21 protein-coding genes and 1 other RNA gene are annotated in these 20,998 nt (G+C 34.9%); 14 read left to right on the forward strand and 8 right to left on the reverse strand.

Annotated features, from left to right (window positions below; genetic code table 11):
* Positions 1 to 32 precede the first annotated feature (32 nt).
* The 4 genes from OL225_RS01975 to rimM all read left to right on the forward strand — a co-directional run bounded on the left by OL225_RS01975 (position 33) and on the right by rimM (position 2,368).
* On the forward strand, positions 33 to 542 hold the full coding sequence (locus OL225_RS01975) for a nitroreductase (protein WP_264517102.1): 510 nt from the start codon (positions 33 to 35) through the stop codon (positions 540 to 542).
* Positions 543 to 1,127, forward strand: a complete 585-nt coding sequence (locus OL225_RS01980; RefSeq protein ID WP_264517103.1) for a hypothetical protein — start codon at positions 543 to 545, stop codon at positions 1,125 to 1,127. It begins immediately after the preceding gene.
* Positions 1,128 to 1,244: 117 nt separating this feature from the next.
* Positions 1,245 to 1,811 (forward strand): 30S ribosomal protein S16, encoded by a 567-nt coding sequence (locus OL225_RS01985; RefSeq protein WP_034698991.1) that lies wholly within the window; start codon positions 1,245 to 1,247, stop codon positions 1,809 to 1,811.
* 14 nt (positions 1,812 to 1,825) lie between these two features.
* The gene (gene rimM, locus OL225_RS01990) at positions 1,826 to 2,368 is read left to right on the forward strand and encodes a ribosome maturation factor RimM (protein WP_047378836.1); all 543 of its coding nucleotides are present in this window, start codon (positions 1,826 to 1,828) and stop codon (positions 2,366 to 2,368) included.
* 37 nt (positions 2,369 to 2,405) lie between these two features.
* Here rimM and OL225_RS01995 read toward each other — a convergent pair whose 3' ends face one another.
* The 5 genes from OL225_RS01995 to OL225_RS02015 all read right to left on the reverse strand — a co-directional run bounded on the left by OL225_RS01995 (position 2,406) and on the right by OL225_RS02015 (position 7,978).
* A complete protein-coding gene (locus tag OL225_RS01995) occupies positions 2,406 to 4,058 on the reverse strand; it encodes a serine hydrolase domain-containing protein (protein WP_264517104.1) in 1,653 nt (550 codons plus the stop codon).
* An 85-nt stretch (positions 4,059 to 4,143) separates the two neighbouring features.
* Complete coding sequence (locus OL225_RS02000) at positions 4,144 to 5,058, reverse strand: helix-turn-helix domain-containing protein (protein WP_264517105.1); 915 nt, start codon at positions 5,056 to 5,058, stop codon at positions 4,144 to 4,146.
* A gap of 100 nt (positions 5,059 to 5,158) precedes the next feature.
* Positions 5,159 to 5,998 carry an SDR family NAD(P)-dependent oxidoreductase gene (locus OL225_RS02005; RefSeq protein WP_047378831.1) on the reverse strand — a complete coding sequence of 280 codons (840 nt, stop codon included), beginning with the start codon at positions 5,996 to 5,998 and terminating at the stop codon, positions 5,159 to 5,161.
* 247 nt (positions 5,999 to 6,245) lie between these two features.
* Positions 6,246 to 7,052, reverse strand: coding sequence for a helix-turn-helix transcriptional regulator (locus OL225_RS02010; RefSeq protein WP_264517106.1), 807 nt, complete (start codon positions 7,050 to 7,052; stop codon positions 6,246 to 6,248).
* Complete coding sequence (locus OL225_RS02015) at positions 7,049 to 7,978, reverse strand: helix-turn-helix domain-containing protein (RefSeq protein ID WP_264517107.1); 930 nt, start codon at positions 7,976 to 7,978, stop codon at positions 7,049 to 7,051. Before OL225_RS02015 ends, OL225_RS02010 begins: the two co-directional genes overlap by 4 nt.
* Positions 7,979 to 8,083: 105 nt before the next feature.
* Between OL225_RS02015 and OL225_RS02020 the strand changes: the two genes are divergently transcribed.
* The 6 genes from OL225_RS02020 to rpoN all read left to right on the forward strand — a co-directional run bounded on the left by OL225_RS02020 (position 8,084) and on the right by rpoN (position 15,577).
* Entirely contained in the window at positions 8,084 to 8,722 is a 639-nt protein-coding gene (locus OL225_RS02020) for an LA_2272 family surface repeat-containing protein (protein ID WP_264517108.1), read from the forward strand.
* Complete coding sequence (locus OL225_RS02025; protein ID WP_264517109.1) at positions 8,719 to 9,183, forward strand: hypothetical protein; 465 nt, start codon at positions 8,719 to 8,721, stop codon at positions 9,181 to 9,183. Before OL225_RS02020 ends, OL225_RS02025 begins: the two co-directional genes overlap by 4 nt.
* Positions 9,184 to 9,212: 29 nt before the next feature.
* A complete protein-coding gene (locus OL225_RS02030; RefSeq protein WP_052184846.1) occupies positions 9,213 to 9,854 on the forward strand; it encodes a hypothetical protein in 642 nt (213 codons plus the stop codon).
* 153 nt (positions 9,855 to 10,007) lie between these two features.
* The gene (locus tag OL225_RS02035; RefSeq protein WP_264517110.1) at positions 10,008 to 11,738 is read left to right on the forward strand and encodes a helix-turn-helix domain-containing protein; all 1,731 of its coding nucleotides are present in this window, start codon (positions 10,008 to 10,010) and stop codon (positions 11,736 to 11,738) included.
* Positions 11,739 to 12,504: 766 nt separating this feature from the next.
* Positions 12,505 to 13,953, forward strand: coding sequence for an asparagine--tRNA ligase (gene asnS / locus OL225_RS02040; RefSeq protein WP_264517111.1), 1,449 nt, complete (start codon positions 12,505 to 12,507; stop codon positions 13,951 to 13,953).
* Between the two features lie 160 nt (positions 13,954 to 14,113).
* On the forward strand, positions 14,114 to 15,577 hold the full coding sequence (rpoN, locus tag OL225_RS02045) for an RNA polymerase factor sigma-54 (protein ID WP_264517112.1): 1,464 nt from the start codon (positions 14,114 to 14,116) through the stop codon (positions 15,575 to 15,577).
* A 185-nt stretch (positions 15,578 to 15,762) separates the two neighbouring features.
* Here the strand turns inward: rpoN and OL225_RS02050 are convergent, their stop codons facing one another.
* The 3 genes from OL225_RS02050 to OL225_RS02060 are packed head-to-tail and all read right to left on the reverse strand — an operon-like array spanning position 15,763 to position 18,605.
* Positions 15,763 to 17,388 carry an AMP-binding protein gene (locus tag OL225_RS02050; RefSeq protein WP_264517113.1) on the reverse strand — a complete coding sequence of 542 codons (1,626 nt, stop codon included), beginning with the start codon at positions 17,386 to 17,388 and terminating at the stop codon, positions 15,763 to 15,765.
* Between the two features lie 58 nt (positions 17,389 to 17,446).
* Entirely contained in the window at positions 17,447 to 18,121 is a 675-nt protein-coding gene (locus OL225_RS02055) for a hypothetical protein (protein ID WP_047378821.1), read from the reverse strand.
* Positions 18,114 to 18,605, reverse strand: coding sequence for an RNA polymerase sigma factor (locus OL225_RS02060; RefSeq protein ID WP_047378820.1), 492 nt, complete (start codon positions 18,603 to 18,605; stop codon positions 18,114 to 18,116). The genes OL225_RS02055 and OL225_RS02060 overlap by 8 nt, the downstream gene beginning before the upstream one ends.
* Positions 18,606 to 18,771: 166 nt before the next feature.
* Between OL225_RS02060 and rnpB the strand changes: the two genes are divergently transcribed.
* From rnpB to OL225_RS02080, 4 genes are all read left to right on the forward strand, one after another.
* Positions 18,772 to 19,096, forward strand: an RNA gene (gene rnpB / locus OL225_RS02065) — RNase P RNA component class A.
* A gap of 173 nt (positions 19,097 to 19,269) precedes the next feature.
* Positions 19,270 to 19,800, forward strand: a complete 531-nt coding sequence (locus OL225_RS02070; protein WP_264517114.1) for a hypothetical protein — start codon at positions 19,270 to 19,272, stop codon at positions 19,798 to 19,800.
* A gap of 21 nt (positions 19,801 to 19,821) precedes the next feature.
* Complete coding sequence (locus OL225_RS02075) at positions 19,822 to 20,349, forward strand: hypothetical protein (RefSeq protein ID WP_264517115.1); 528 nt, start codon at positions 19,822 to 19,824, stop codon at positions 20,347 to 20,349.
* Positions 20,350 to 20,396: 47 nt separating this feature from the next.
* On the forward strand, positions 20,397 to 20,987 hold the full coding sequence (locus OL225_RS02080; protein WP_264517116.1) for a glycine-rich domain-containing protein: 591 nt from the start codon (positions 20,397 to 20,399) through the stop codon (positions 20,985 to 20,987).
* The last annotated feature ends 11 nt before the right edge of the window (positions 20,988 to 20,998 follow it).

The following is a 20,998-nucleotide window of genomic DNA, read 5'->3' on the forward strand; positions in this document are numbered from 1 at the left end:
TCCTGCATCCATCTTTTTCGTAATTTTGTTGTATGAATAATGCATCCATTTTAAAAGAAATTATAGAGCAAAGAAGAAGTATTTTCCCAAAAGATTATACAGACACAGAGATATCTCAGGAAGTTGTAGAGGAAATTGTAAACTCTGCTACATTTGCTCCCAATCATAAACGTACTAAACCTTGGCGTTTCAAGATATTCAAAGGGGAAGAAAAAGCACAGCTGGCATCAGAAATGCAGGCAATCTATAAAGCAATTACACCCGAACAGCTTTTCTTAGAAAAAAAATACGCAGATATCGGTTTTAAAATCAATAAAGCTAATGTTGTAGTTTCCATCGTAGTCAATTTCAGTGGAATGGTTCCTGAATGGGAAGAAATAGCAGCTACTTCAATGGCCGTTCAGAATATGTATCTTACCTGCACAGCGAATAATATCGGATGCTACTGGAGTTCACCTAAAATTGTAGAGGAGTTGAAAGATTCTCTGACTATTGAAGAAAACCAGCAATGTCTGGGACTTTTCTATATGGGAACGGTATAGATGAAGAATATTTACAGAAATTATAATGAAGAAGATCTGCATGCTGCTTATCTTCATATGACTGATCATACCGGTAAAGTCAATGATGAACTGCGTAAAGCCATCAGTCAGCAATTCAATTATGATGAATTTGTAAAAGCAGCAGAATTCAGGAAGGTTTTAGTTAAAGAAAAAGGGAGAATCTCATTTGAAGTACACAAAATGGTACAAAAGGGAGAAAAGATAGATACTATTCTTGAAACGATCTCTTCGAAAATGATCGGAAGCAGTGATTTGAAAGTTTTTATTCTGGATAAATTTGATCAGTTTTCAAAAGTAAAAGAAAATGATAAAATAGATTCGAAAATAATTTTTAAAAGCCTTTTAGGACTTGTAGCAGCTTCTGTTACCGGACTTCTTTTTTTAAAGGCTGTGATGACATCTACAGGAGAATTTTCATTTTTTCTGCTGGTACCTGTTTATATCATCAACTATTTCGTGATCTATGGAATTACGGGAAAGACACGGGATAATTTTGTTGTTTTTATGGCTGTTCTTATTTCCGTAATTATTTCAACAATATTCTCTCTTGCTATGCTTGGTTAGAAAAAATAATTTGAATTTATAAAACTTTTCACTTTGAGCTTTTTACTTCAAACTTTTTTACTATCTTTGCACTCTTAAATATTTAACTGGGACGAGTTCCCGTAAAATTCAAACATTATGTCAGTAAAAATCAGATTACAAAGACACGGTAAAAAAGGAAAACCTTTTTTCCACATCGTGGTTGCAGATTCTAGAGCTAGAAGAGATGGTAGATTCATCGAAAAACTAGGAACTTACAACCCAATTACTAACCCAGCAACTATCGAATTGAACGTTGATTCCGCTGTACAGTGGTTAAACAACGGTGCTCAGCCTACTGATACTGCTAGAGCTATTCTATCTTACAAAGGTGCTCTTTACAAAAAACACTTACAAGGTGGTGTAGCTAAAGGTGCTTTTGACGAAGCTGAAGCTGAAAAAAGATTCAATGCTTGGGTAGAAGCTAAAGATTCTAAAGTACAAGGTAAAGTAGAAGGTTTAGCAACTGCTAAAGCTGATGCTAAGAAAGCTGCTTTAGAGGCTGAAGTAAAAGTAAACGAAGCTAGAGTTGCTGCTGCTGCACAAGCTGAAGCTGATGCTAAAGCTGCTGAAGAAGCTGCAAACGCACCTGCTGAAGAAGTTGTTGCTGAAGCTACAGAAGGAGAAGCTCCTGCTGCTGAAACTGAAGAAAACACTGAAGCTTAAGACCAAACCCTGTTATGCGTAAAGAAGATTGCTATTTTTTAGGTAAAATCACACGCAGACATGGACTTGCGGGTAACGTAATCCTTAAATTGGATACGGACCAACCCGAGCTTTACAATAAATTGGAATCAATATTCGTTGAAATCAACGGATTATTGGTTCCATTTTTTATTGAAAGATCATCGTGGAGCAAACTTGATGCTCTGAATCTTGCATTCAAAAACTCTTCTGAGGCTATCATAGACCAGGTATTGGGTAAAAATGTTTACCTTCCGCTTGCTTCACTGCCTAAACTTTCAGGAAAACAGTTCTATTACCACGAAATCATCGGGTTTGAAATTTTTGATCAAAATGATAACAACTGTGGAGTGATCAGATCCGTAAACGATCAGACGGCACAGGTGTATTTCATTACCAATCTGGATGGAAAAGAAGTGGTTATTCCTATGATAAAAGACTGGATTCTTGAAGTTGACAGAGAAGAAAGAATAATCAAAATGGAACTCCCTGAAGGTCTTATTGATGTATTCCTTGTTCCATCCAAGAAAGACGAATAATTTTTGCAATAAGCAATTTCTTTCTCACTTTTCAATATTACTCATTACTCATAATTAAACTTGGTAAAAGATATTCTTGTACCATTTTTTCAACTTGTGGGTGGGCATAAGGTTTATTGTAAGCTTGTGCGGTAATTACCATGACAACTGGTATTTGAGTGAAGATGATAATTTTATTTCCGCCATTTCCGCTGGATTGGAAAGCTTCATAACTGTTGTTTCCCACTGTATAAACTTTTCTCCAGAATAAATATCCATACCCTTCAAAATCCTGACGATCCGGAAAATAATTGGTAAAAGATTTCTTAATCCAATCCTTACTTAAAATAGTTTTACCTTCCCAAACTCCATTATTACTATACAGTTGTCCGAATTTTGCAAAATCAAGCGCTTTCATACGAAGTCCTCCTGCCAGAGAAGGCTTTTGCTGTGGAGTAAACTGCCATTTATAATTTGTGATTCCAAGCGGTTGAAATAACTTTTTATCTGCATAGCTTTTTAAGCCTTGAGGAACTGTTCTATCCAAAATATCTCCGGTTACCACCACCCCGGCAGTGAAGTAACTCCAGTTTTTTCCTGCTACATTATCTGTCATTGGCAGATCCAACGTGAAATTTACCCAATTTTCGGTAGGATACATATTTTCCTCATTTCCGGCAGATTCAAAATTTTCATCGTTTCCGTCAAATCCGGAGCTCATTGTCAATAAACTTTTTATAGTAACATTATCTTTTTGTGAAGAATAATTTTTAAATTGTCTCAGATCATAGAAATCTTTCAGGTTTTGATTTTCACTTTTTATATTTCCTTCTCTGATAGCAATTCCCATTAAAGCTGAAGAAAATGATTTTCCTACAGAACGGGTATCCTGCAAAGAATCTCTTCCGGATCCGTTGAAATATTCTTCAAGAAGCAATTTCCCGTCTTTTACAATAACAACTCCGGTTATATTTTTAAACCTGTTTTCTGCAATTTTCTTATTCAGATTTCTGATAGTTTCTGTGTTGATCTTTTCCTGAGAAACCTTCCATCCGCTGTTGGGCTGGATAGACTGAACAGCGATCTGTTGCTCCGAAATATTTTGGGACGGAACACTGAGGTTGATCTGTCCTTCTGCAATAACAGCTCCTATCTTGATTGTAGAGGTATTAAGATACGGACGCATTTCAATTTTTAAAATATGATTTCCTTCTGTCAGAGCATCAATTCCGTTATGGGCCATGTAGAAGCGCATCCACAGATATCTTCCCCATGAATCTTCATTTTTACTGCTGAGAAGAGGAATTCGTAATGTAGTTTTGTTTTTTTTATGATCTGAAGTACCTGCACCTGTATTGAGGTTTTCTTTATAGATCAGCTTGCCATCTACATAAAATGAGAATTGATAATTTCCGTTTTTCAACAGTTCCTCAACGGTCCAATTGGGTTCAAGCTGGTGAAGGTAATTGACAAGAGAATTGTCAAAAAAAGCAAGAATGCCAAGATCTCCGTTTTCCTGGAATAGACAAGAAGTGAGAAAGTCCGAATCTTTCAAATTTTCAAGAGTAACGGCTTTGTTAAGGAAAATAATTTTTCCGGTATATTTTTTTTGAATCGGATTTTCAATTTTTTCAGGATTGATTATATTTTTATTCTGCCCCTGATAAAGATAAAATGTAAAAATAAAGATCAATAATAGAACTGGTTTCATTACAAGAAGTATTTAAACAAAAGTAACAAACTTCTTAGTGCCAAAATAGAATGAAATTAACATTTATATTGATCTGCCCTTGAATCTAATTAAATAATTTTCTAAATTCTCCCGGAGACTGATTGGTCTTTTGCTTAAAGAGTTTACTGAAAGACTGTGGATGTTCAAATCCCAATTCATAAGCAATTTCACTTACAGATAAACTTGTCGTGCTCAAACGTTCTTTAGCAGAATCAATGAGTTTATTCTGAATATGCTGTTGGGTATTTTGCTGGGTGTGAAGCCGTAGAAGCGTTCCCAGATAATTAGGAGAAATATTCATTTGTTCGGCAATGGTTTTTACTGATGGGATTCCGGTTTCAAGAAGATTTCCACTTTCAAAATATTGAGAAAGAAGGTCTTCAAACTTGTATAATAATTCGTGGCTTGATTTTTTTCTGGTGAAAAATTGACGTTCATAAAAACGGTCAGAGTAAACCAGTAATAATTCAATCTGGGCAATGATCAGTTCCTGCGTGAATCTATCGGTGTTGGTTTGATATTCACGCTCAATATTTTTAAAAATATCAACAAGAATTTTCTCTTCCTTGTCAGAAAGAAAAAGGGCTTCTTTCACCTTATAACTGAAGAAATCATAAGATTTTATTTTCCTGGTTAATGAAGTGTTCCACAGAAAATCGGGATGAATCAGCAATAAAAATCCGGTAGGCTCTACTTCAACATCCTGTCTTATTTCCAGACTTAAAAACTGTTGTGGAGAAACAAAGCACAATACGCCCGAGTCAAAATCATATTGCTGCTGTCCGTAATTGAACTTAGGACTGACATTCTTTTTCAGACCAATTGAATAAAAATTCTGTATCCATTTCAACTCCCCATTGTCTATAATATAGCGGACTTTACTGTAATCTATCACACTGATCAGCGGATGCTCAGGATTGGGAAGACCACAGAAAGCATGAAAATCTGAAATAGAATTAAAATGAACAGGCTGTTTCATATAGCGAAGTTAGTTGTTTTTGTAAAAAGTATAACGTATTGATTCAAAAAGTCTTCGGCTCTGCTTATGTATAACAGAGCCGAAGGGTATCACTACAGAATTAGATCGCAGTGGAAACAGTAAGGCTTTCCCATTTCTCAGCGTCTTTCTTTAAAATATCAATCTTGTTATTCAGAAATTCCAGGGTACCTACACCCAATAACAAGTGTACTGGTGGATTTTTCTCCTTACTGATCTGGATCAGGACGTCAGCTGCTTTTCCAGGATCATTAGGCTGATTTCCGTTGATGTCATTAAGGTGTGCCTGTTCAGAATTCCTCGCTGCTTCATACGCCTGAATGGGATTGGCGGGAGTTTTTACAGAATCTTTGTTCAAAAAATCGGTACGGAAATATCCTGGGTACACTACGGTAGCATGAATTCCGAAATCTTTTACTTCTTCAGCCAAAGCTTCAGTAAAGCCGGCAACAGCAAATTTTGTTGAACAGTAAATTCCCCAACCTGGAAAATTGGCAGAATATCCCCCAACAGAAGAAATATTGAATATGTTTCCTGATCTTTGCTCGCGAAGATAAGGCATGGCGTTTCTTATCACATTTAAGGTTCCGAAAACATTCACCGCATAATTTTCTCTTGCTTCTTCATCGGTAAGTTCTTCCAGCGTTCCGATCTGCCCGTAGCCTGCATTATTGACAACTACATCAATTCGTCCGAAATGATTCACTGTTTTAGCAATAGCAGATTTGATGTCATTATTGTCTGTAATGTTGACGCTGAGCGGCAGGAAGTTCTCTGAAGTTTCTCCGATGGTGGAGATCAGGGATTCAACGGTACGGCTTGTAGCAGCAACCTGAAATCCTTCGGATAATAATTTTTTTACCAACTCGAATCCTAAGCCTTTTGAAGCTCCTGTCACGAACCATACTTTTTTTGTTTCCATTTTTAAATATTTTTTTGTTTAAATGATGGTACAAAGATGGAAACTTACAAAAGGGGAAATGTATCCAAATCGGGGAATGATGTATCCAAATCGTGAATGGTACTATTTCAAAAGTGTCATTCTGAATGGAATAGAATGAAATGAAGAATCTCAAACACTTGATAACTAGTAAGATTCTTCGTTCGTCACGATTACAAAAGCGGAATAATTTGACTTTCAGGACGGCCTTTCTGAATTCGGACAGATTCTAATGATTTTTCAAAAGCTTCCTGTATTTAAGTGGAGTAATTCCTATACTCTCTTTGAAACAACGGATAAAATGGCTCTGGTCTGAAAAACCACATTCCAAAGCGATATCCGTTAAAGAATTGGGTAAAGTGAGAAGTTCAAGAGATTTATTGAGTTTTAATTTTCTGAGGTATTCGCCCAGATTGCAATGGAAGTATTTATGAAAATCCCTGCTTAAATGAATGGGATGAATGTTCAATGTTTTGGAAAGTTTTGTAAGATTGAGACTTTCCGTAAAGCTTTCATGCAGAATTTCATTGATCTGACCTACCCATACGGGGTTTCTATCAACTGTTTCTTTCTGATGGCTCAATTGACTGAAAAGATGTAATAATAACTGATTGACAGCTATTTCAAAAGACAAATCATTGGTTTTGGTTTCCCTGAATATCTGATAAACCAACAGTTTTAAAGCGGGATCTTTTATATTAAAACTACCTTCCACTTTATTTTTCTGAATATCAAACCGATCAAACCAGCTTTGTGAAAGTTCGATGTGAAAACCTCTTGTGAAAACCTCCGGTTTAATATTGTAATGCGGATCTTCCCAATGATGGTACAATAACGTTCCTGCAGAACAGTCATACCTTTCTTTTTTGTTTCCTTCTGTCATATTGCCCTGCAGAAGAAAAGTGAAATAAGCATTTTCATGATAATGCCAGTCTACGTAAGGATGTGTATACTCCGTATCAGTGATGGTCAATCCTTCTAAATTGACCATTTGATTGGTTTGTCCAAAGTATTCGCCTTTACGAAGTGTATTCATGATAGGGTTTGTTTTAATCGGTCAATCTGTTCATACATTTTATTAAAGAACATTTTCCTTTCCCGGTTTCCGGATTCGTTCAGCGATCTGGAGTTCTTGATCTGATGCTCAAAATAGCTCAGAGAATCTTCACAGGTGATTTTATCATTGGTCATCATATATCCAAACATGCTGAAAGGAACAAAAAAAGAACATTGCTGCTCATTTTTGAATAAAATACTGTTGTTTAAAATTACTAAATCATTCACATAGATCTGAAAATTAGTTTTCTCCAGTGTTTTCATTTCAAGCCCTTCCAATAGTTTTCTCAGGTCATCCAGAATAAGATCTACATCATTTTTCTTTAACAATCCCATCTCATAATAGAATGAGATTTGTCTTAAAGCGCTCATAATAGTGGTGTCATTCCAGATTTCAGTTACATTTTGTTTATCATAAAGATCTTTCAGCATTTCATTTTTTACAGAATGATATTCCATATTAAACTCATGAAAAGGACTTAAAAATTTATCCTGGTTCAGTAAATTCATCCAGACATAAAATTTGAAGCGGGACAAAATGGAATCTGAAATCGTGTAAAAAAATGGGATGTCTTTTGCTGAATAAAATACTTTGGAATTGGTGATATTCTGAAAAACATTTAAAATCTTCAAAGAGTTTTCAAAATAGTTTAAAAGATCTTCGGTGGTTCTTACAGGCTGGGTTCTTTTAACAATCAGTTGGTTTTCTGTTCCCAGGAACTGATCTAATGAAATCTGATAGTATTTGGCAAGTTCCAGTGCTTCCTCAAAACTGAACTTGGCTTTCATGGAAGTCCTTCTGTGAGCTGCATCATAGCTGATATTAAGAATGTTGGCGATCTCATCATTTAAAGATTTTTCACCGATTTTTCTTCGGATCTCCTTCAGTAGGGCTTCCTGGTGCATAGTTTTGTGATTTTCACAAATGTAGCATTTTTTTTAATTTTTTTTCACATTCGGAACTGAGCCTTCTGCTGATAATTTTGAACTGTAATTTTAAAATAAAGAGTTATGAAAACACGAATTTTATTAATAGCAGTTCTTTTATTCAGTAGTCTGGCCTATGCATCAGACCGTTTAAAAGCAGATTCTTTGAAACCGAGACTGATTGCCGCTTCCCCCTCAAAGAATGTCAGAAACGTGAATGGAGTTTTATTTAAATATTATGATGAAGAAGATCATTTTAAACCGAAAAAAGTAAATGGCCTGGGCCTGGGATTCAATTTCCTAGGTGTTTTTCTTCCTCCGTTGATGCTTTTCAACTTACAATTACCTGGTAATGATGATTATGTAATAGTTCCTCGTGAAAAGATGAACAAAATCAATGGACTTCAATTGTCGCTCATCAATATGGAACCTACGGTTACAAATGGTTTGGAAATCAATGTTTCAAGTAATATCAATACTTATGCGGTGACCAACGGTATGGCTGTTTCTCCGTTTTTTAATCTGCACCATGAAATGAAAGGGGTTTCTGTAGCACCACTGGCTAATATTGGCCAGAAATGCAGAGGAATACAAATAGGACTGTACAATAAATGCAGTGATTTCAGTGGAATACAGATTGGCGGATGGAATGAGAACGGAAAGAGAAAACTTCCTTTGATCAACTGGAATTTTAAAAAACAAAAAACCAATAAGACATTATGAAAAAGTTAGCTTTAATAATCGCAATATTTCTTTGTGGTTTCTTACAAGCTCAGTTTGAAGAAATCAAAGAAAAAAAGTGGCTGGTCATTCTTCTCAGTACCAGAATTGAAGGGACTTTAATGGATAATAAAGCCTTTCTGTCAATAGGAACAAAACTTACTGATGGTGATAAGAATTATTACAGCTTAAGAGGTCATTTTAACTGGTGGGACGAAAGAAAACTACTGGTCATTCCGGAGTTTGATTATTTCAGAAAAGTTGTTTCGTTTCGGGATGGTGCCGAGGTATCATCTTTATATGCCGGAGCAGGAGTTTCACCTTATGCGGTTTCACCCAAAGCGGGAATAAATTTTTACCATTTCTTTTGTGCAGAATTCGGGTACAACTTTGAATATAATACCTACAAGCCTTTTCCTATTAAAGGATTCCGCTATGGTATGGGAATTAACCTTGTCTTTTAAATGATTTTAAACCTATAAATAATTCAACCATGAAAAATTATAAATGGATATTATTTTTATTACTGTTTTCGGTACGTGTTTTTTCACAAAATACAATCAATGATACACTGAATACCCAAACAGAAGAATCTTTTGACTATAAAAAATATTATGATTGTGATTTTGGAGAAGGAAATGTTTTGATCGTGATCAAAAAGGGGAAAGAATTTACAGATCTTAAAGACTTAAGAAAATCAGGGAAAGGTTTTGCCATTAAAATGGAAGCAATATACAGTATGGAATTTACGGATGGAAAAAGATATGAATCAAGTGTGGTAAAAAATATTACTCAAGACAGTCTTTCGATTACGAATTTTTTCAATGAAAATGCAGCCAGGCTGGCAGGACAGCCTTTTGAATTGATTAATTACCCTCTTTCATCTTTAAAATATGTGCGTTTTATTGATGACAGAATGTTGTCTCTGTACAGCAAAAAGAATATTCAGAAGAATTTTGATCTGACTGTGAAAAAAATGGATCGTGCTAAAATGTGCCCGGCTGTTATTCAATTTAAAGATAAAAAAGATGAAATGAAGGTTTGTCATTTCTACCTGACCTCTCAGGGGTATGATCTTCTTTACGAAGATAAGGGAAGGGTATATTATATGGAAGGAAGGGTAGAATGGAAATGATTTTTGAAGAGAGTGCAGTCTTCATACTGTACTCTCTTTTGTAAGTTTATCAGTATTGATTTTAATAAAATTATTCCCCATTCACGGAAAAAAGTAAAAGGATTGGTGCATCTACTGAAGAAAAATAATATTTTTGTAATATAGCTAGGATGAATGATGAAAATAAAATATTTACTGCTGTTTTTGATTATAGGGAATGTGTTTTTTCAGGCACAGATCAATAATGTAGAAAAAAATATTCTTGAAAGACTTACTTATAAGGAATTGGAAGAAGAATTCTATAAGGACCGTTCTGAAGATGCAAACAGTGCAAGAAGTATTGCAAATTATTATCTTAAAAAAGCAAAATTTGAAAAAAATACAGCTCAGATTGCTGAAGGGTATGTTATGCTTCATTTTGACGAAAGCTTACCCAATGCATTACAATATCTTGACAGCCTACAGCATATCACCAAAAATTCCAAAGAAAACATTTATCCGGCAAGAACGTATCTTTTAAGAGGGATTTTATATTTTAAAAATGATAATCTTCAGTCTGCATTAAATAATTATATCTTAGGGTTGAAATATGCAAAAGAAAAAGGAAATAATCGGCAGATTGCCATGGCACATATCAATATTGCCTATCTGAATAATTATATTGGAAAACACGAGGAAACTGCTAAGGTATTGAGACATTATGCCTATGATGCTGATTATATGAATGAGGATGAGAAGAACTCTCTCAAACTGAACCTGGCAGATGCTTATATAGAGATCAGTAAAATGGATTCTGCTTATATATTAATACAGGAAGGTTTACAAGATTCAAGGAAAAATAAAAATGTTTACCGTTATTATCAGAATCTTGGGTTGCTGGGATATTATCATCTGCATTCAAAAAATTATCAGAAAGCGATTGACGGTTTATTGGAGTGTGAAAAATATTTCTTTACAAACAATAATGGCAGTAAAAGAAACCAGCATTATACTCTTTTGTATTTGGGAAAATCCTATGCCGGGCTTCAGGAAAAAGAAAAAGCCGTAAACTTTTTCCGGAAGATAGATTCCATGGTTCTTAAAACAAATTACATCTATCCTGAACTGAGAGATGTATACACCTATCTGATTGATTATTATAAAGAAAACAATGCTAAGGAAAAACAACTGTATTATGTAGAACGTTTTTTAAAGGTTGATCAGGTCCTGGATAGCCGGTTCAGGTATATTTCCAGAGAACTTCCGAGAAGGTATGATACTCCGGAACTACAGCAGGAGAAAGAAAATATCACCAATGAGCTTACAAAAAGGAAGAGCCTGTTTTATATCGTGTTGAGTCTTTTATTGGTATCACATCTTTTATTTATCAATGTTTATTTTAAATACAAAAAATCTGAAAAGAATTATAAAAAGATTGCCCAGGACCTGATTCAGTCTGTTAATGAAAACAGAGGAAGCAGGGAGTCTGAAATTAAAAAAGAGATTCTGCCTGAAACTCTTCCGGTAGAAAATACGGAAGACAGAACATCCAGAGCAATTTCTGAAGATATTGCCCAAACCATTTTAAAAGAACTTGACATCTTTGAAAGCAAAGACCAGTTTTTGAATAGAGGAATTACATTGGGAAGTCTTGCCAAAAAAATAAAAACAAACTCTAAATATCTGTCGGAAATTATCAATACTTACAAAGGGAAAAATTTTGCAACCTATCTTAATGATCTCCGTATTGACTATGCCATCAACAGATTGGCGAATGATAGAAAATTCAGGTCTTATAAAATTCCTTTTATTGCCGAAGAATTAGGATATAATAATGAGCAGGCTTTCACTTTAGCCTTCAAAAAACGAACTGGAACACCTCTTTCTGTCTATCTGAAAGAAATTGAAAACATGAGGGTGAGTTAAATATAACTGATTGATTTTCATTTTATTTAAGTTTATAAATTCATGATTTTAGGTATATAAATTTATGAATCTATGAACCATTCTCTTGTATCATTATTTTTCTTACTGCATCTTTGCTTCAGGTAAAAACACAATCATTTATTTTGTATGTGCACAATACAAGATATCAGTTCCAAACTGTTGATTCATTAAAAAGTAAAGTCCGGAACTGTATATTAAAAATGAGAAACAAAGCTGGTTAAAATCATAAATGAATATCAGTAAAAAATGAAACATAGTAATGAAGTAATTTGTTCAGAAATTTAGAAATATAAAAGAGTAGTGATCATTTAAAAAATCATAAAATAAGTAAAATAAATTCGCAGAATCCATCCACAGTGTTTAAAAGTATAGTATAGTTTAATAGATGGATTCATGACCTGTAGTTTACCATGAAATTATTGCCTAAAAACTAATAACCATTTCAATAAATTAAAACTAATTCCATGAAAACTCAGAATAAAGTAAAATTTATTCTTTCTAAAAGGTGATAGTGTAAGGGTATTCACTCCGGGGCAATGCGGATTTTATTGAAGTTCAGGACAATATTGAGTGGAAATGTAACCTGAAAATGAAGAAGAGTGGGAAGAAGAAAAAGGGTGATTTTCCTGAACTGAAAGTTTAAATACTTGTTAAATGATTTTAAGACAGCGCAATCATCAAGTTGCGCTGTTTTTTTGTAACTTTGCAGACATTAATTTTTATATAAAAAATTTATCATCAACAAATGAAAAAGCAAACGATCAAAGAAGTCCTAAAGGATTACAAGAAAGTATTACATCATGACATTACAGTTTACGGATGGGTAAGATCATTCCGTGCTAATCGCTTTATAGCGCTTAATGATGGTTCTACGATTAATAATTTGCAGATAGTTGTTGATTTCGAAAATTTTGATGAAGCTATTATCAAGAATATCAGTACAGCTTCTTCCCTTAAAGTAGTAGGAGAAGTGGTGGAAAGCCAGGGAGCAGGCCAATCTGTGGAAATTATCGCTAAAAAAATTATTGTTTTAGGAGATAACTTTACGGAAGAACTTCAGAGTACGATTCTTCAACCTAAAAAACACAGCCTTGAAAAGCTTCGTGAGCAGGCACATCTAAGATTCAGAACAAACCTTTTTGGAGCGGTGTTCAGAGTGCGCCATGCAGTAAGTTTTGCCGTTCACTCGTTCTTCAACCAGAATCAGTTTTTCTATATCAACACGCCGGTTATTACCGGAGCAGATGCAGAAGGAGCAGGTGAAATGTTTGGAGTAACGAACTTTGACCTGAACAACATGCCGAGAACTGAAGAAGGAGACATTGATTTTGCACAGGATTTCTTCGGTAAAAAAACAAACCTTACCGTTTCAGGACAGCTTGAAGGAGAAACTGCTGCCATGGGATTAGGAAGAATCTATACATTCGGACCTACTTTCCGTGCTGAAAACTCTAACACTACAAGACACCTTGCGGAGTTCTGGATGATTGAGCCGGAAGTTGCTTTCAACAACCTTGAAGACAATATCGATCTTGCGGAAGATTTCTTAAAATATGTAATCCAGTATGTATTGGATAACTGTAAAGATGATCTTGAGTTCTTAGACAACCGTTTTGCAGAAGAACAGAAGACAAAACCGGAAAAAGAAAGAGCAAAAGAAGGTCTTATCGAAAAACTTCAGAATGTAGTGGCTAAGCGTTTCAAGCGTGTAAGCTATACAGAAGCAATCGAAATCCTATTGAACTCGAAAGAAAACAAAAAAGGAAAATTTGCTTATCCGGTTGAAAAATGGGGAACAGACCTTCAGTCTGAGCATGAAAGATATCTTGTTGAAAAACATTTTGAAAGCCCGGTAGTATTATTTGACTATCCGAAAGAAATCAAAGCTTTCTATATGAAACTGAACGATGACAACAAAACTGTTGCAGCGATGGATGTTCTTTTCCCTGGTATCGGTGAGATTATCGGTGGATCTGAAAGAGAAGCAAGATTAGATGTTTTAAAACAGAAAATGGCAGATATGCATGTAGATGAACATGAACTTTGGTGGTATCTTGATACCAGAAAATTCGGTTCTGTGCCGCATGCAGGCTTTGGTTTAGGACTGGAAAGATTAGTTCTTTTCGTAACAGGAATGACGAACATCAGAGACGTAATTCCTTTCCCAAGAACGCCGAAAAGCGCTGAATTCTAGAACAATAAAAAAAAGCCTTAATCACAAGTTAAGGCTTTTTTTATTTTTCAATAGTTTATTAAGATGGGATGTATACTGCAAAAATCATGCTAAATACGTTTTTTATCAAATAAATTTATTAAATTCGTAGAATATGTTATGTTAAAACGCAAATAAGAATATGCTTAAACAACACTTACAACTCAAATTAGGACAAAAGCTGGCCCCTCAGCAAATCCAGTTGATGAAGCTTATTCAACTTCATACTCTGGAATTTGAAGAGGAGTTGGAGAGAGAGTTAGAAGAAAACCCGGCTTTGGAAATTGCGAAAGAAGATTCTAAGGAGGATGAATATTCTTCCCTGGAAGATGCTTATAAGGATGAGGGTACAGAAAGCATTGAAACAGATTTCGACGTCAATGAATATATCTATGACGATGAACCAAGCTATAAAACCGCATCCAGCAACTATTCTCCGGATGACGAAGAATTTGACAATGAAAGTCTTCTTACGGAAGGACAGTCCTTATACGACTATCTTACGGAACAGATTCATCTGGTGAATATCAGTGATGAAGATCTTAAGATTGCAGAATACCTTATCGGGAACTTAGATACAGATGGATATCTTAGAAGAGAAATCAAGTCTATTGTTGATGATCTGGCTTTCTCCCAAGGAATTTATACAACTAAAGAAAGAGTGGAGGATATCCTGGAGAACTATGTTCAGAAACTGGATCCGTCCGGAGTAGGAGCAAGAGGCCTGCAGGAATGTTTATTGCTGCAAATTGAAAAGAAAGTAAGCTCAGATAAAGCAGTTTCTTTAGCTGCCAATATCTTGAGACATCAGTTTGAAGCCTTGACGAATAAGCACTACAATAAGATCATTCAGAAATATGATATTGAGGAAGAAGATCTGAAAGATGCACTGGAAGAAATCTCAAAATTATCCCCGAAAGTAGGAGGGAACTTTGATACACAGACCATTACAATTAATCAGGAAATTATTCCGGATTTTGTGATTCAGGTAAAAGATGGATTGGTTATACCTATGCTCAACAGCAAAAATGCACCTACCTTAAGAGTTTCTGAAGAATATAAAGATATTCTTACTACTTATTCCCATGATAAGAATTCATCGGAACATAAACAGGCTGCATTATTTATCAAGCAGAAACTGGATGCTGCAAAATGGTATATTGATGCTATTAATCAGCGTCAGAATACCTTATTACAGACGATTACGGCGATTGTGAAATTCCAGAAGGATTATTTCATTACCGGAGATGAAAAATCTCTGAAACCAATGATCTTAAAGGATGTTGCAGATATTACAGGATTTGATATCTCTACCATTTCAAGAGTGGTAAAAAGTAAATATGCAGATACTCCTAACGGTATTGTATATCTTAAAGATTTGTTTTCAGACAGCTTAACGAATGATGACGGAGAAGAAGTTTCTACCAAAGAAATCAAAACCCATCTTCAGGAAGTAATCAGCAAAGAAAACAAAAGAAAGCCGCTTACAGATGATGCATTAGTGGTAATTCTAAAAGAACAGGGTTATAATATTGCCAGAAGAACGATTGCAAAATATCGTGAACAGCTCAATATTCCTGTAGCAAGATTAAGAAAAGAACTTTAAAATAAAAAAAGCATTTCAATTTTGAAATGCTTTTTTTTGTTTTTTATAGGTTTGAATGGATAAAAGTCATTTGTCAAATTACTCCTGTAAATGTAGAAAAGACTTTAATCCATGTCAAGGTTTTAAACCTTGATATGGATTATTCAATAACTTCATCATTTCACAATTTTGCATTTAATATCTTATCAGATCTGCTTTATATTCTCCAGTCCCAATTCCCTCATAGAGATTTCCCTCATTTCAACCTTTCTTATTTTGCCGGAAATGGTCATTGGGAATTCATCTACAAACTTCCAGTGTTTTGGTATTTTATAGTGGGCAATTTTTCCTTTGCAGTATTCCTGCAGTTCTTCAGCAGTGATGGTAAAACCTTTTCTCACTTTCACCCAGGCCATCACTTCTTCCCCGAATTTTTCACTCGGAACACCAATGATCTGAACATCAAGAATGTTGGTGTAAGTATATAAAAAATCTTCAATTTCTTTAGGTGAAATATTTTCTCCACCGCGGATGATGAGGTCTTTTATTCTTCCTGAAATGGTAATATATCCGTTTTCATCCATTACTGCCATATCTCCGGTATGCATCCAGCGGGCATTATCCAGTACTTTTTTGGTGTTTTCAGGATCATTCCAGTATTTCAGCATGACAGAATAGCCTCTTGTGCAAAGTTCACCATGTTCCCCGCGTTTCAGAGTTCTGCCATTTTCATCAATGATTTTGATCTCAAGATGGTCCTGAACAGTTCCCACAGTACTGACCTGTTTCTCCAGCGGTGTTCCTATTAAAGTCTGGGTAGATACAGGTGAAGTTTCCGTCATTCCGTAGCAGATACTCATTTCTTTAATATTCATCAGGCTCTCTACCTTTTTCATAATCTCCGGAGGACATACCGAGCCTGCCATGACCCCCGTTCTTAAGCTTGAAAAATCATACTTATTAAAATCTTTTACTGCCAGCTCAGCAATAAACATGGTAGGAACACCATACAAAGAAGTGCATTTTTCGTCAGAAACGGCTTTTAAAGTAATTTCCGGATCAAAACTGTCGTTGGGAATTACCATGCATGCTCCATGGGCTGTACAGCACATATTGCCGATAACCATACCAAAACAATGATAGAAAGGAACAGGGATACAGACACGGTCTTTTTCAGTATATTTTAATCTGATTCCGATAAAATACCCGTTGTTGAGGATATTATGATGAGAAAGTGTAACTCCTTTCGGGAAACCTGTAGTTCCGGAAGTATATTGAATGTTAACAGGATCATCAAACTGTACATGTTCTTCAAAACTGTGGAGAACTTCATCTGAAATATCCTGACCGTTATTGACAAATGCTTCCCAGTTTTCATCAAAGAATATCTCATGTTCAAGGGTAGGACATACTTCTTTGGCATATTCAACCATTTCTTTGTAGTTGCTGCTTTTAAAACTTAAAGAAGAAAAAATAAAACGAACTTCAGACTGATTAAGAACATAGGTGAGTTCATGAGTCCTGTAGGCCGGATTGATATTGACTAAAATAGTTCCTATTCTTGCAGTGGCATACTGTAAGAGGACCCATTCATAACGATTGGAAGACCAGATTCCGATTCTGTCACCTGCTTTTGCTCCCAAAAGCAGTAAAGCTTTTGCAACAGCAGTGGTTTGATTGTAAAATTCCTGGTAAGTAGCTCTGTAATTCTGATGAACACAGACTAATGCTTCCTGATGGGGGTATTTTTCGACAGTACTTTTAAGATTTGCTCCAATGGTCTGTCCTAATAATGGAATCTCAGAAGTTCCACACACATAAGATAAGGGCATAGTTTAAGATTTGGTGGGCTAAAATTAATAATTATATCCCGAAATATGCCTATGTATATTAACTTTCCTGAGAATCTATTTCTTTAAGCTGCTTTAAATTTTTATCAAGCTTTTTAATAATTGTACCATATACCAGTCTGTAATAAAGCCAGATCATGGATATGCCTAATAGAGTACTGACAACAATTCCTACTATGATGATTGTGAGATTCGAGCCGCTAGGCTGTATATTCTGAGAATTTAAAGTGTAAAATATGAACGCTGTCAATACAAACGTGAATATCAATAATAATACAATACTAATCAGAATAAAAGCATTGACTGTTGTTTTGAATTTAATGATTCTGGTGATAAGTCCCTTCAGATTTTCCTCAATCTTGATTCTTCGGTAATTCTGGTAGAATTTCAATACAAAATATGCTGTGATCAATAAACTTAAGACCTTTATCGCTAAATAAGCATGACCGAAGTTGTTTTCTACTTCCGGAGCTTCCTGGGCCCCTAATCTTTCCAGCATTTTACGGAAACTGTCTGATTCTTCTTCCGGGAAAAGGTAAAACAAGCCCAATACGGAAAAAAACAAAAACTCTACAACGCTGATCCAGAAAATATATTTGATGTAATTACGTGATTTTCTATTCAACATCTGGAGAATCTCGTTGTTGTCATATTTAGGCTGGACAGGTTGCTCCTGCCATGTTTTTTTTAAACTATCTAGATCAAATTCAGGCATATTTTTCCATCTGTTCTTTAAGGGTTTTCTTTAATCTGTTCATTTTAACACGTGCATTGACTTCAGTGATACCGAGGTTTTCTGCAATATCCTTGTAAGGCAGATCGTCAAGATACATCATGACAATGGCTCTTTCTACATTGGGAAGAGTCTTGATTACAGTATACAAAAGTGATACCTGCTGCTGTTTTTCATCATCATCTTCCACAAAATCTTTGTGGTTGACGTCTAGCTCATTTGTAGGAAGACTTTTGCTTTTTTTTCTAAAGAGGGTAATGGCTGTATTGAGCGCTACACGGTACATCCATGTGGAAATCTTTGAATTTCCTTTAAAGGAATCATAGCTTCTCCAGAGTTGTAACACGATTTCCTGGAAAAGATCCTCTTCATCTTCCAGAGAATTGGTATAAAGGCGCGATACTTTGATAATCAGTCCCTGATTATCTTTAATAAGCTGCGCAAATTCTTTTTCTCTGGAATCCATAGATATATAATGGCACGAAGATAATGATAAAGTGGTAAATTAGTAAAGATTATAGTGTAAAATTGTAAAAATGTGAAAAGGGAAAAAAATAAATTAAAAAATTAGATTTCTCGGCCAACTTAGCTTTCTCAGCTTTCTTTGCGAAATTTATGTATCTTTGCATCCGCGAGAAAATCGGCTTGTTGATTTCCCGTTTTACGGGAGGTAGGAAAGTCCGGACACCATAGAGCAGCAAAGCGGATAACATCCGTCACCCGTGAGGGTAGGACAAGTGCAACAGAAAGCAGGTACAGTTCGGCTGTAGTGAAACCAGGTAAACTCTTTGCGGTGCAATGGTAAGTATATCGGTTCTTTTCAGTAATGGAAATAGGGGCGGCTCGTCCTGAAAACCGAGGGGTAATCAGCTCAAGTGTTGCAGCAATGTAACACGTAGATAAATAACAGGCACTTCTTCGGAAGTACAAAATCCGGCTTATAGATTTTCTCGTTTTTTACAATATAATCTTCCTCAAATTTTATTCTTCAATCTAACTTCTTTTCATAGCTATACTTGAAAGAGTATTGTTTTATATAAGTCTAATATAAGACTTGTGTAAAACTAAATAAGACGAATTAGAGACTTTTATATTGTTCTGTTATCACAAATTTGTATAAACAAATCAAAATGAGAACAGAAATCACATTACATTCAGTTCCTGAAGAAAAACCCGGATATATTCTTATTCTATTTTACCTTGCCTTTATATATGGACTTTTTTGGATAATAGACGAATGTCTGGTTTATTTTTTCAGTGATATAACCAATGCTGTACTGATAAAGATTCTTAATAAGGTAGTGTGGATCGGGTTGATGTTTTTTAATTATTTGATCGTAAAACATTTCCTTTATCTGATAAAAAAACAAAGAAAACGTCCGGTTATTTATCCTGTTTTAAATATTTCAAAAGAAGGAATAGCCTATTATCCGGAAAATAAAAAAGCCATATGGGTAGATATTTCAGAAATACAGATTATAGATTCTATATTGTCTGTAACCGTAGATTTTGATTCTGGAAAAGATTTTAAACTTAACCTTTTCAATACAGATCTTCAGAAGCAAATGAAGCAGGATGATTTTGAAAAACTATTGGAATATTATTATAAAAAAGAAATTTATATTTACCATACTCCATCATCCTGTGGTTGTGGTTGTTAATTTTAATATAATAACATAAAAATGGAAACAGAAATCACCTTATATAAATCCAGACAAAGAAAACCGGGGTATTCGGGGATTATTTTCTTTATGCTCATATCACTTGCTCTATTGGCTGCTCTTTGTGCAACAATATATCTCTTGCTAATAAGCAGTAATTTCTTTAAGTTTTTAATCTCCGTTATTGTACTTGTATTGATATCAGTCTTCTTATATAGTTCAGTAAAAATCTTAATCAGATGCATTACGGAGCAGAGAGCGCCGGAAGAAGAAGCTGTTGAAATACTGTCCATCACCAAAACAGGAATTTTTAACCATAAGGCAAAACAGCAATTGATCTGGGACGAAATTTCTGAAATTCAGATTATTGATGCTGTTATTTCGGTGACGGTAGATTTGTATCCTGAAAAAGATTTTCAATTATATTTAGGGGACACGGATGTTTATATGGATATGACCAGAGATGATTTTGCAAAATTACTTGGATGTCATTATAAAAAAGAAATTTATACCTATAATAGTCCTTTATCCTGTGGATGCGGAGGTTAATTGAGTGTATAATAGTAACCAGAATTACCAATTAAAATATTGACATTATGAAACCCGAATTTACTTCCATTTTACTGGATAACATACAGTTAGATTATGACCAGGATCCTTTGTGGAAAAGGATTTCAGAATATCAGATTGATCAGGCTGACGTCATTATTCCATTTTCCAGAAAATTAGCTCAGACTGAAGGTTGGACGAGAAGATTCTGTCTGCTTGCTATTGAAGAATATAAAAAGTTTGTTTATTTATGCTGTATCTCAAAAAACGGAGCCTCACCTTCAATCGTAGTAGATAAAGTATGGCATATGCACTTGCTTTATACCACCGAATACTGGAAAGAATTCTGTCCGAAGATCCTGGAAAGAGAACTGCATCATTTCCCAAACGTAGGTGGAATTAATGATTATCATAAGCATCAGGACTGGTATCTGGAAACATTAAAACTTTACATTAATATTTTCAGCCAAAATCCACGCGAAGGTTTATGGCGTATACCCAAAGAAATTATACCATTCCTGCTACCGGAAAATGGGAATAAGATAAAAAGTACCGAACAATTCACCTGGAAAAAAACCTTTGAAAAATTACATTCAAAGGTCTTCAATTATATTCATCACAGATCGGTTTTGAAATAAACCGTGACTGA

The sequence above is a fragment of the Chryseobacterium viscerum genome (genome assembly GCF_025949665.1).
Taxonomy (GTDB): Bacteria; Bacteroidota; Bacteroidia; order Flavobacteriales; family Weeksellaceae; genus Chryseobacterium; species Chryseobacterium viscerum_A.